Below are 12484 nucleotides of genomic sequence, written 5' to 3' on the forward strand. Positions count from 1 at the left end.
GAGGATGATAACTAGTGAGGCGCACGATCAGTCTTTCTTGAAATCCGTCAAGGGGAAGGTGATCTTTGGCTTTCTGGTAGGGATCATCGCGTTGGGTGCGTCTTATGTGATCAGCAAAGGCGCATTTGAAAAAGTCGAGGGAATGGTCTCCCAGTTGTCGACTCCCGACGAAAAGCTGCGTATCGTCAATTCGGTTTTCCAGGATATACTTCTATTGAATGAGTTGCAGACCGAGCGGCCTGCCGGCCGGAAAGCCGGTAACCGGCAGGTTGTCCGGGCCGAGTATGACGCACATTCCGACCGCCTGAAAGCCCGCCTGGATACGCTGGAGGTACGGCTTGCCGACAGCCCGGGGCAGTTGGTCAGGATCGATTCGATCCGGTACCTGCTTGAACGCCGCGCCGATGTTTTTGAGGCTTATATGCGCGAAAGAAGGGGCCTGGCCACCAATGCCGACCTGAAACGTAAAGTGAATTCGATCGCGGAAATTATCGCAACCTCCAATGAAGCAAAGGGGGATAGTACGGTAATCACTACCGAAAAACGGACTACCACTACAACTATTACCAAGAATGAACCGCCCGTCCCGGCAGAGGAAGACGAGAAACGGGGTTTCTGGAACAAGATATTCAAAGGAAAAAAGCCGAAGGAAGAAGAGCAGGCGGCAGCGGTAGCCAAAGAGCCGGTTGTGATCCAGAAGGAGGAGGTGAAAGTGCTGATTGATACGCTGACCATTGCCAAAAATGACAGCGCGATCCAGATTGTCGGCAATGAGGTAAAAAGCATAGCCCACAACCAGATGGTGCGGGCCAGTCGTTTCCTGGAGCGCGAGCGGCAGCTTCAGGCCGGTGAAACCCTGTTGGTCGGGAAGCTGATGGAGATCATGCGGGAAGTTGAGGCGGATGTGTTGAACAGCATGTACCAGGACAATGAACAGATCAAGCTTACGCTGCATCGAAGCATTAAAAATATCGGGATTATCCTGCTGGGCGTGCTTTCACTGACTGCTTTGCTGGGTTTCTGGATTTTTGCCGACATTACACGTAGCGGGGAATATCGGAAAGAGCTGATTCTTGCAAAGGAAGAAGCTGACTATCATAGCGCGGCCAAACAGCGTTTCCTGGCGAATATGAGCCACGAAATCCGTACCCCCTTACAGTCCATTATCGGTTTTAGCGAGCTCGTGAGGAACCAGCCGACGCCTAGCCGCGCGCAGTTGGAAATGATTCATAAATCGTCGGAACACCTGCTCTACCTGGTAAATGAAATCCTGGATTACAGCCGCATTATCTCCGACAGCTTCGAGTTCGTGGAGGAAAGCTTTGAGCTCCAGCCCCTGCTCGAGGAAGTAGTGGAGACACTGCGGCCGCAGGCAGAAGTAAAAGGGCTGATGCTGGTTTTGGAAAACCGCTTTCCACCGAAAACCTTTCTTTCCGGTGATACCTTCCGGCTGAAACAGATTCTTCACAATTTGTTGGGCAATGCCATTAAGTTTACCGCCAAAGGTGAGGTTTCACTGACCGCGGGACCGGTAGAAACAGATGGCAAAAAAGAGCTGCGCCTGGAGATACGGGATACGGGTATCGGTATGGGCCCTGACCAGATCCGCAGGATTTTTAACCAGTTTGAGCAGGGTCATGCCGGCATTAACCGCGAATACGGCGGGTCGGGGCTCGGTCTGAGTATTGTAAAGGTGCTGGTAAACGGGCAGGGAGGAAGAATTACGGTAAATAGTAAGCCCGGTTCGTATTCGTCTTTCGAAGTGACCTTGCCGCTGAAAGAAGGTAGCCCGGTAGAGGAAGCGGTATTTGTTTATGAGGACGAGATAAGCGACGAGGTGGTGTTTGACGGCAAAGTCTGGGTAATTGACGACGATAAGTATATTTTACAGTGGGTAAGGTCGGTGCTTGAGCTGAACGGTATACCGGCCAAGGTTTTTGGTTCTCCGCTGGATGCAGACCAGGCGCAATGGGACCCTGAAGTCTCTGTAGTTTTTATAGACATGCGGATGCCCCATATGTCAGGGCCGGAGCTGTGTGTACATTTAAAAAAGAAAGCCGGGTCGTCGGTCCGGTTTGTGGCCTGTACGGCTATGGCGCTGCCCGGCGAGCGGGCGCGTATCCTCGAAATGGGTTTTGATGAAGTACTGATGAAGCCGTTTAAAGAAGCAGATCTTTTGAGGGCGCTGAAGAAGCTGCCGTCGCTTTCGGCCCACGCCGACCGTGCCGTGCCAGAAAATTACGACGCGACCACTTCTCCGCTATTGGATATTTCCAAGCTGGAATCCATGACCATGGGTGACGAGCAGCTACTCAAGGACAGTCTTGAGCAGTTCATTGAAGACACTGTTGCCGACCTTTCGGAGATAGAAAAACAGGTTGTTTCCGGGGCTGAGCGGGCCCAGTTACGGGAGCTTTTCCATCGGCTCGCCGGTAGAACGGGGCAAGTCGGGGCGGCTGAGCTGGGCGTTAAAATGCGTGAAATCGAAATCAAGCTGGCTGGTGATAGCTTCCCGCAGAATGATATAGAAACCGCAATCAAATTGGGGTACCGCCTCGTTGACGAAATCCAGGAAAAATACGTCAGCTGATCTGGTATTTTTCCAGCTTGTAGTAAAGCGTCTTCCGGTCGATCTGTAGAATCTTTGCTGCCTTGCTTTTGTTGAAGCGCACCTGGTGCAGCACATTGGTAATCATTTCTTTCTCGTGCTCCTCCTGTAGTTTTTTGAGGTTGGCAGGATTGGCCTTTTGCGGCGCTGTTTTGACAATCGAGTAGCGCATATCCTCGGGAAGCGCCTCCACCGAAGCCGTACTGCCTTCGGGTGTAAGCAGGATCAGTCGTTTAATTACATTTCCCAGTTCCCTGAGGTTGCCCGGCCAATCATACTTGTAAAGCATAGACATCAGCTCGGGAGAAAAATTGGTAATATTCTTGTCTAGCTCGTAATTGGTCTTTTCAATAAAATAGCGGATAAACGAATTCAGGTCCTCCGTACGTTCCCGCAGCGGCGGCACATAGATCTTGAACTCATTGAGCCGGTGGTAAAGATCCTCGCGGAACTCCCCGCTTTGCGCGCCATTGAGCAGGTCATAGTTGGTGGCTGCAATAATCCGGACGTCAATTTTTACGGGCTGCAGTCCGCCGACGGGCACCAGAACGCGCTCCTGGATAACGCGCAGCAATTTAATCTGGATTTCATAGCTCAGGTTTCCTATTTCATCGAGGAAAAGCGTTCCGCCGTTGGCCATCTCAAACTGGCCTATTTTATCCTGGATCGCCCCGGTGAATGCTCCCTTTTTGTACCCGAAGAATTCGCTGGTAGCCAGTTCGTTCGACAGCGCACCGCAGTCTATTGCCACAAAAGGGCTGTTTCTTCTGGGGCTGAGGTTGTGGATGGTACGGGCTATATGTTCCTTTCCGCTGCCGCTTTCGCCTTGTATGATTACGGACAACTCGGTAGGGCCCACCAGGTCTACATATTTGTACAGCTTTTCGGCCGCCTCTCCTTTACCCTGGAAAAACTCCGGGATATTGGGCGCCTTTTTTGCCTTCGCCGCAGGCTGTTGCTGGGTGCCCTGGTTCCTGGAAAGCGCTTCCTTGAGGGTCTGCAGCAATTCTTCGTGATGTACCGGCTTCGTGATGTAATCAAGAATGCCCGAACGAAGCGCATGCACCGCCGTTCTGATGTCATTGAAGCTGGTCATCATGATGCTGGGCGGGAATTGCGCCTCCGGTCTTCGCTCCAGTTCGGCCCTGACGGCCTTGATGAAATCCATAGCATTGCCATCCGGCAAATGGTAATCCAGTAAAAGCGCGTCAAAATAGTTTTTGCTGCTAATTGACTCTCTGAATGCCTGGATGGCACTTTCAATGTTCGGACACAAGACTAACTGATGGCCGTGTTTGGTCAGGAAACCATTGATAATGGTGGAAAAAGTCTTGTCGTCCTCCAGTAATAAGAGATTCGCCATTTACTCAAAAGCTATTTAAACCAGGATGCCGGCATCGCGAACGCAACGCCGGTAACCAATTAAACGAAAAAGACCGGAGGAATATTCCCTCCGGTCCGACTTTTAGTTTGTTTTAGGCTGAGTTATTGAATAACCTTGCCGTCTTTATCCAGTTTTACGGTCGCAGTTTCCTCTCCCTTGGACAGGTTGATCTCGTAATACTTGGTTTCGTTTTCCCCTGGTACGAGGTACGCTTTTTCTGCCTTCCATTCGCTGTAAGGCGCTGCTGCCAGCGTAGCTTTTACAGGTTCGGGCAAATCTTCCGGTTTCACTTCCACCTTGTCCTGAGATTGGGAAATCACGGTCGGTGCAGTATTGTTGACCGGTGTATGGGCGAATGACAGTGTTGCGATGCTTGCTACTGCCAGTGACATGATCAGCTTTTTCATTTTTTTCTGGTTTTAATAGTGTAGGTTGTTTTTGGAGCGCATGACCACCACCTGGGAGGTCATGCGCCTGCTATTAATTGAAGGTCTATTCAATTACTTTGCCGTCTTTATCAAACTTGGCAGTAGAAGTTTCCTCGCCCTTCACCAGCGCTACCTCGTAGGTGTTCGCACCATTCTCTCCCGGAACCTGGAAGGCTTTCTGAACCTGCCATGCGTTGTAAGGTTCCGCAGCCAATGCGGCCTTTACAGGATCAGGAAGCTCCTCTGGCTTGATTTCGACTTTCTCCTGGTTGACAACTTTTGCGAATGGTGATGAAGTAGATATTGCAGAAGCATTTGCCATTGAAACTGAAGCGACCAGGGCAACTGCCATTGACATCATTAACTTTTTCATAATATAGTTTGTTAAATTGGAAAATGTCGACGCCGACTCTACGATCGTCGTTATGCCATTACTTTTTTCCATAAGCATGCCAAAAGGGTATATTTTGTATTAAGTAACTGATTGTGAACTGGTTACATATTGTTTAATTTTGTGGAGTACTGAGGAAAGTTGTTGGGTTTTTCAACATTTTGTCCGGAAAACTTCGGGGGATTTCAGCATTTTTGGGAAGTTTCCCCGGGGGGCAGGCGACGGGAAAGATCGCATGATTTGGATTTTATGCGGGGGAGTTCTTTCTCAATTTTACGTCATAAATTTGACGACCATGATAACGACTGAACAGCAGGAGGTTAATTTTGAGCGAATTGCGGCGGCGATCGCTTACATCAGAACACATTTCAAAAAACAGCCGTCACTGGATGAGGTAGCGGCCGCAGTCAACGTGAGCCCGGCACATTTCCAGAAGATGTTCACCGATTGGGCCGGCACCAGCCCGAAGAAGTTTCTGAAATACGTAAGTATTGAGCATGCGAAGCGTATTCTTCAGGGAAGCGCCCAGACAACACTTTTCGACGCTGCCTGGGAGACGGGGCTATCCAGTACCAGCCGGCTGCACGATCTTTTTATGAGTGTGGAGGGCATGACGCCGGCCGAGTATAAGAACGGAGGTGAAAGCCTGCAGATCCGCTACGGCTTTGACCCGACACCTTTCGGCCAGGTCATAGTGGCTTCAACGGGCCGTGGAATTTGCCATATCGCCTTTGGAAGCAGCAGGCAGAAATTGTCGGATGACCTGAAAAACCGGTTTCCGAATGCCCGTTTCACAGAAGAGCAGGACGAGGCTCAAATTGCGGCACTGCGCTTTTTTGAACGCGACTGGTCTGAGCTGCCGCAACTGAAGTTGCATCTGAAAGGGACTGATTTTCAGCTGAAAGTTTGGGAGAGCCTGTTAAAAATTCCGGTCGGGGGACTGACTACCTATGGCGAAATAGCCAGGAATATTGGTGTTCCAAATGGTTCTCGTGCAGTAGGAACAGCGGTAGGAAGCAATCCGGTTGCGTTTTTAATCCCCTGCCACCGGGTAATTCGTTCGACAGGCGTAGCCGGGGAATATATGTGGGGCGCCGGCCGTAAAGCTGCGATGATCGGCTGGGAAGGCGCATGTGTAAACGGTTGAACGGCAGGTAGGATGGAGTTGTTTGAATACCCGGCCGACTGCAACAGGAACCTGCTTCCCTACGGTGGGTCTGTCCATTATTATGGAAAAATAATGGATAAAACCGGTGCGGATCGTTACCTGCAATATTTGCTTGCAGAAATTGCGTGGGAGCATGACCAGGCGGTAATTTTTGGCCGTAAGCTGGTAACGAAGCGAAAGGTTGCCTGGTACGGTTCGATGCCCTTTGAATATACTTACTCGAATATCACGAAGGTCGCCCTTTTATGGACACCGGAATTGCTGGCGCTCAAGGATTCCGTAGAGCAGCTGACCGGTGAGGCATACAATTCATGTTTGCTCAATCTCTACCACAATGGATCTGAAGGTATGGCCTGGCATAGTGACGGTGAGTCCGACCTTAAAAAGGAGGGCGCCATAGCTTCGCTCAGTTTTGGTGCGGAGCGGAAATTTGCCTTTAAACACAAACAAACGAAAGAAAAGATAGAGCTGGTGCTGGCGCACGGGAGCTTGCTGGTTATGAAGGGCGCTACGCAAACCCACTGGCTTCATCGGCTGCCTCCCACTACCCGCATCCATACTCCCAGGATCAATTTGACCTTCCGGACCATTGAAAATCACCTGTTATAGGACTTCTCCGCTTTTTTTTAGCAAACAAAGATGAAGATCGCACCCGGGCTAACCAGTTTATCGCTATCTTGTAGAGTGATTGAATAGAGATCGGAAATCAGAAATCGGAAATCGGCGGCGCCGCGTAGGCCGGGCCGCGTAGGTAGTATTACCGCCAGCCAACTTCTAATTTCCAATTTCCGATTGCTGATTTCCGAGTTCTGATTTCCGAATTCCGACTTCCGATTCCCAACCACCATCTATATGCAAAAATATTTACGTATTCTTTTTCTGCTGGCAGTTGCTCCATTCCTGTCTCCCGCCCTTGCGCGCGACTCAACCTCCGTTGTCCGGGGTTTTTGTATTGCTGCGCCGACGCCGGCAGAATTTAAACGGTTTACCAGGTTTGTGGAAGAAGAATTGGTGACGCGAAAAGTCAATACACTTATTCTGCGGGTGGACTTCAATTACCAATACAAGCGGCATCCGGAACTGGTGGATACGCAGGCTTTGAGCGAGTCACAAATCAGGCAGTTGGTGAAGTTGTGTAAAGCCGGGGGAATTAACCTTATTCCCCAGATCAATTTGCTGGGGCATCAGTCGTGGGCCGGGCAATTGGGAAAATTGCTGGCGGTATATCCCCAATTTGATGAAACACCGCACGTAAAAATGCCGGAAAAGTATGCATGGCCTAATCCTGACGGCCTTTACTGCAAGAGCTATTGCCCGCTCCATCCCGACGTTCACGGTGTTGTTTTCGAGCTGGTCGACGAGTTGATGGAGGTTTTCGAGACGAAGGATTTTCATGCGGGCCTGGACGAAGTGTTTTACATTGGTGACGACAAGTGCCCCCGGTGTGGTGGCCGCGATAAAGCGGAATTGTTTGCCGGCGAAGTAACCAAAATCAGCAATCATCTGCGCACAAAAGGCCGTACACTCTGGCTTTGGGGGGACCGGCTGCTGGACGGAAAGCAGACAGGCCTGGGAATGTGGGAGGCCAGCATGAACAATACCCACCGCGCGGTTGACCTTATCCCGAAAGACGTGGTGGTGTGCGATTGGCATTATGAGCGGGCTGAAGCGACGGCGACTTACCTGGCGATGAAAGGCTTACCGGTGATTACCTGCCCCTGGGACAAACCGCAGGTAGCACAGGCCCAGTTTGAGCAAATGGTCAGTTTTCGAAAAAACAGCAATTCCGCTCTCGCCGGACGTTACCTGGGCATGATGCAAACTATCTGGACTGGCGCGGGCAGTTTTATGGATGCTTTTTATAAGCCCGAAACAGCAAACGACCGCCTGAAAGGACAGGTTGAATGTTTCAAAAAGCTATTTGAAAGTCTTAATACCCTCAATTAAACGCCGCGAAACCGCCTGAACATATGAAACCATTGTCAATACGCGTCCGTTCTATTGATCATTTCCGGGCATTGACCATGTTTCTTATGGTTTTCGTAAACGACTTCTGGACCTTACGCGCAATTCCGCAATGGCTGGGTCATGCCGCCGCCGGAGAGGACAGGCTGGGGTTCTCCGATATTATTTTCCCGGCATTTTTGTATATCGTGGGCCTTTCTATACCCTTTGCGCTTCAGCAGAGACTTTCAAAGCCCGGCGGGATCGCACCGACTTTGGTACATATTTCCGGGCGTACGCTGGCTTTGCTGGTAATGGGACTGTTCCTGGTAAACCTGGAGAACATAAACGGGACCAATATGCAGGTGCCCGTGGTCGTGTGGCGCTTATTGCTTATTGTCGCGTTCTTCCTGGTATGGAACAAATACCCGAACGCATCGCGGCTGGAGAGGCCGCTTAAAGGGGTGGGTATCGGTATCCTGGTTTTCCTGGCATTTACCTTTAAGGGGGGGAGCACCGGGCAACCTGAAGGGATGAAAACGCATTGGTGGGGAATTCTGGGCCTTATAGGCTGGGCTTATCTCACCGCCGCAGTCGTCTATTTTTTCGCCCGGGAAAGGCTCTTGCCGAATGTGCTTGTGTGGCTCGCCTTGCTGACCATCAATGTTTTGTCCGCAACCGGAATGCCCGACTGGCTGAAAACGGTATTGGCGCTGCTTTGGCCTATCGGCAACGGTTCGCTGGCAGCGATGACCATGGCCGGCGTGGTGACGGCGCTCTTGCTGCGCGGCCATCAATTCGCCACAAAAGAACGTCTGACCCTGGTTTTGATAGCCTGGGGCGCAGCCTGTATTTTGTTGGGAATCCTGATCCGGCCGCATACGGGCGGGATTTCAAAAATGGGCGGTACACCGGCATGGTCGCTTGTTTGTACCGGTATCAGCTTGTTTGTTTTTTCGCTGTTGAATTATTTTGATCGCCCCGACAGCGACCCGCTTTGGGCCAGGTTACTCAAACCGGCGGGGGCAGCAACCCTCACCTGTTACCTGATTCCCTACATCGTATACCCGCTCGCGGAACTCAGCGGAATAAAGCTCCCTGAAATGCTGGTGACCGGCACGGTGGGCCTCTTGAAATCGCTGGTATATTCGGCAGCGGTTGTGGCTATTACCGGCGCCCTGGTAAAGCGAGGAGTTCAGTTGAAAATATGAGACCGGTAGCGGATTCAAAGACCGGAAGCCGTTTAAAGTCACGTTTACCACGACAGATAAAGTGGAGAATACAAATTGGAAAAGAAAGTCATTGCCCCTCTGGAGGTTCTGGGTCCTGGGTGCCTTTGTTCTCGTTAAATTTATTTTGCAATACACCCTGACCGACCCGGTGTATGAACTGCAGCGCGATGAATTTCTGCACCTCGACCTGGGTAAGCATCTGGCGTGGGGGTATTTGTCGGTGCCGCCTTTTACCTCGTGGGTAGCCTGGCTGATCAATGCCCTGGGCAATTCTGTCTTTTGGGTGAAATTTTTCCCGGCGCTTTTTGGTGCGCTTACCCTCGCGCTGGTATGGTCGGCCATTGAGGCATTAGGCGGAGATATGTTCGCGCTGGTGTTGGGTGCAATGGGCATTACGCTTTCGGTGCTCCTCCGTCTCAACCTGCTCTTCCAGCCCAACTCAGCGGACGTATTGTACTGGACCGCCTTTTACTATGTGGCCATCAGGTACCTGGCGGATGAAAAAGCCAAATGGCTGATGGTTGGTGCAGTTGTGCTGGCCTTCGGTTTTCTGAACAAATACAATGTCGTTTTTCAATTGATGGGGATTGTCCCAGCCTTCCTGGTGACAGCAAAAAGACATTTGTTTTTGCGGAAGGAAGTCATTGGGGCGGGGGCGCTTGGCCTTGCTTTGGTAAGCGGGAATCTTTGGTGGCAATATGCCAACGGGTTTCCTGTAGTGCATCACCTTTCTGAACTGAGCGAAAGGCAGCTGGTACATGTGAAGCCGGCCGATTTTCTGAAATCGCAGTTGTTTTTCTTTGCAGGCTCGCTGCCGGTGATCGTCGCCGGCCTCGCCGGATTTTTCGCCTACAGGCCTTTTCGTCTTTATCAGCCCTTTTTCTGGGCTTTCTTTTTTACCATCGCGATATTTATCTTCTTCCGGGCGAAGGACTATTATGCAATCGGGCTTTACCCCATTTATATCGCTTTCGGATCGGTCGCCTGGTCGGCTTTCAGCCGGAGCAGTTTTTGGCGAATCTTGAGGCCGATTGGCCTGTTGTTGCCGATTCTTGTTTTCGCGAAGATGTACCAGGTTGTATTTCCAAACAAATCACCGGCTTATATCGCGGCGAATCCCGATAAATACCGGGCATTCGGGTTGCTGCGGTGGGAAGATGGAAAAGACCATACCATCCCGCAGGACTTTGCCGATATGCTCGGCTGGAAAGAATTGGCCCGAAAGGTCGATGACGCCTTCGCTGATCTGAACGCACCCGGGGAAACGCTGGTACTTTGTGACAATTACGGACAGGCCGGTGCCATTAATTTTTATTCCAGGAGGGGTATCCAGGCTGTCTCGTTCAACGCGGACTATCTCAACTGGTTCGTGACGGACCGGCCATACCGGCATTTGATCAGGGTGAAAAACAAGGGCAGCCAGGCGGAAGAACTCGCCACGACCGCACCATTCTTCAACGAGGCCCGTATTGCCGATTCGATTGCCAATCCGTTTGCAAGGGAACACGGTACGATCATTTTCAGCTTTAGAGATGCGCGTATTGATATAAGCAAACGTATTGAAGAGGAAATCAGAGATCGGAAATCAGAAATCAGCCCGCGTTATCTTTGACTTCAGCAATTTGCAGATTCCTGCTTCCCGATTCCTCAGGCCGGTCGCATACGCGGGGTGCCGGCCCGGATTAGTTTTACACTTCCTGTGAGATTTGCACTGGAACCCCCGGTCATGCCCCGGGTAAGATAATTACGCAGCACTTTTCGCGGGAAGTTTTATCTTTGACCTTCTTATCATTTGCTTATCAAGATGACTTTCAGATTGCTTCTTCGGCGCCCGGTACCAACCCTGCAAATTGTTTTATCAATTCTCCTCACTGTTTTTCTTTCAGGAGGAAGCGCCTTTGCCCGCAATGCCGATGATATCGTAAAGGTCCTGGCAATCGGGAACAGCTTTTCAGAAGATGCTATCGAAAATAACCTGTTTGACCTGGCGCGGGAAAAGGGCATCAAAATGGTAGTCGGCAATCTTTACATCGGCGGCGCCCCGCTTACGCTTCATGTGAAAAATACCCGGGAGAATAATTCTGTCTATGCCTACCGCAAAACGTCCGTAGACGGCACGCGCAGCGCCACACCCAGGGTTAGTATCGAGCGTGCACTTGCAGACGAGGACTGGGACTATATCAGTTTTCAGCAGGCCAGTCCGTTGTCCGGTCAGCTAACTACTGTTACAGAATCGCTGCCCGAACTCCTTGACTATGTGAAGGCGCGCTCTCGCAACCCGGACGTGAAATTTGTTTATCACCAGACCTGGGCCTATTCCGCGCATTCGCCGCATGCAGGCTTCGCCAATTATGAAAAAAGCCAGGAGAAGATGTACCAGGCAATTGTGAATGTCTCAAAAGAGGTGGCAAAAATGGACGGTATCGACAGGGTCATACCGGCGGGTACTGCCATTCAAAATGCCAGAACGTCGTTCATAGGAGATAATTTTGATCGCGACGGTTATCATTTGCGGATGCCGCTCGGTCGGTATGTTGCGGCCTGCACCTGGTTTGAAAAGCTCTTTGGCATACCGGTTACCGGGATGAAGTACAAGCCCGAGGGCGTTAGCGAGAAGGAAAAGTCGGTGGCCCAGTCGGCCGCCCATTTTGCGGTAGAAAACCCGTACACGGTGACCGGACTTACCCGGTTCCAGAAAGCGCCGAAGGGCGTCAGGCACCCGGAGGCAATCCTCGTTGATTTCGGCGGGACCCTGCATGCGGGTCCGTGGAATCCCGTTACGTCACCGCTTGAAGGAAAGACCTATGTTTTGAACGACAGTCTTGGCCGGACCACCCGCGTTCACCTGGAAATGACAGCACGCTTTAACGGCAAAACCGGTGGTGGTACCGCCGCTTCACAAACCCCGTATGCCCTTCCCGGCAATGTGACGGCATCTGCTTACTTCGGAAATGCGAAAAAGGCTGTGGGCGGCGGCGCCATTACGGAATCCGGGTTCAGGCTAACCGGGCTTCGCCGGAAAGGACAGTATGATATTGTGCTTTTTGCCTCAAAAATGGGCGACTCTCTTGGTGTGCAGGACACCAGGGTCGTATGCCGGGGGAAAAATGAGCAGCAAGGGAGCCTGAATGCAACCGACAATATTTCCGGGCTGATCGTCTTTTCCGGCGCGCAGCCGGCTGCCGACGGAACGCTGACTTTTACCGTGACGGCGGGACCTGCAAATACCAATCCCGACGGGTTCTATTACCTGTCAGCCCTTCGGTTGAAAACAAAAAAGTAAAAAAAGCAAAGCGCCCGGATTCCAACTTCCGATTTCCGATTTCCGA

The 12484-nt window shown here is 51.3% G+C and carries 10 protein-coding genes; 7 read left to right on the forward strand and 3 right to left on the reverse strand.

From position 1 onward, the window contains the following. The first annotated feature begins 4 nt into the window (after positions 1–4). Positions 5–2590 carry a hybrid sensor histidine kinase/response regulator gene (locus tag ABD852_RS21320; protein WP_345032619.1) on the forward strand — a complete coding sequence of 862 codons (2586 nt, stop codon included), beginning with the start codon at positions 5–7 and terminating at the stop codon, positions 2588–2590. On the opposite strand, the gene ABD852_RS21325 is transcribed toward ABD852_RS21320, so the two are convergent. From ABD852_RS21325 to ABD852_RS21335, 3 genes are all read right to left on the reverse strand, one after another. Continuing rightward, on the reverse strand, positions 2583–3971 hold the full coding sequence (locus ABD852_RS21325) for a sigma-54-dependent transcriptional regulator (protein ID WP_345032621.1): 1389 nt from the start codon (positions 3969–3971) through the stop codon (positions 2583–2585). The two genes, ABD852_RS21320 and ABD852_RS21325, sit on opposite strands and share 8 nt — an antisense overlap. 122 nt (positions 3972–4093) lie before the next feature. Next, positions 4094–4399, reverse strand: coding sequence for a hypothetical protein (locus ABD852_RS21330; RefSeq protein ID WP_345032622.1), 306 nt, complete (start codon positions 4397–4399; stop codon positions 4094–4096). Positions 4400–4484: 85 nt separating this feature from the next. Continuing rightward, positions 4485–4793 (reverse strand): hypothetical protein, encoded by a 309-nt coding sequence (locus ABD852_RS21335; RefSeq protein ID WP_345032624.1) that lies wholly within the window; start codon positions 4791–4793, stop codon positions 4485–4487. A gap of 313 nt (positions 4794–5106) precedes the next feature. Between ABD852_RS21335 and ABD852_RS21340 the strand changes: the two genes are divergently transcribed. From ABD852_RS21340 to ABD852_RS21365, 6 genes are all read left to right on the forward strand, one after another. Beyond that, positions 5107–5958 (forward strand): methylated-DNA--[protein]-cysteine S-methyltransferase, encoded by an 852-nt coding sequence (locus ABD852_RS21340; RefSeq protein WP_345032627.1) that lies wholly within the window; start codon positions 5107–5109, stop codon positions 5956–5958. 12 nt (positions 5959–5970) lie between these two features. Further along, positions 5971–6588, forward strand: coding sequence for an alpha-ketoglutarate-dependent dioxygenase AlkB family protein (locus ABD852_RS21345; protein ID WP_345032628.1), 618 nt, complete (start codon positions 5971–5973; stop codon positions 6586–6588). A gap of 243 nt (positions 6589–6831) precedes the next feature. Continuing rightward, positions 6832–7926, forward strand: a complete 1095-nt coding sequence (locus ABD852_RS21350; RefSeq protein WP_345032630.1) for a family 20 glycosylhydrolase — start codon at positions 6832–6834, stop codon at positions 7924–7926. Positions 7927–7949: 23 nt separating this feature from the next. Further along, positions 7950–9134: a heparan-alpha-glucosaminide N-acetyltransferase domain-containing protein gene (locus tag ABD852_RS21355; RefSeq protein ID WP_345032631.1), complete on the forward strand. Its 1185-nt coding sequence runs from the start codon at positions 7950–7952 to the stop codon at positions 9132–9134. Between the two features lie 61 nt (positions 9135–9195). Continuing rightward, the gene (locus tag ABD852_RS21360) at positions 9196–10767 is read left to right on the forward strand and encodes a glycosyltransferase family 39 protein (RefSeq protein ID WP_345032632.1); all 1572 of its coding nucleotides are present in this window, start codon (positions 9196–9198) and stop codon (positions 10765–10767) included. A gap of 192 nt (positions 10768–10959) precedes the next feature. Further along, a complete protein-coding gene (locus ABD852_RS21365) occupies positions 10960–12438 on the forward strand; it encodes a DUF4886 domain-containing protein (protein WP_345032635.1) in 1479 nt (492 codons plus the stop codon). The last annotated feature ends 46 nt before the right edge of the window (positions 12439–12484 follow it).

The sequence above is a fragment of the Ravibacter arvi genome (genome assembly GCF_039540405.1).
Taxonomy (GTDB): domain Bacteria; phylum Bacteroidota; class Bacteroidia; order Cytophagales; family Spirosomataceae; genus Ravibacter; species Ravibacter arvi.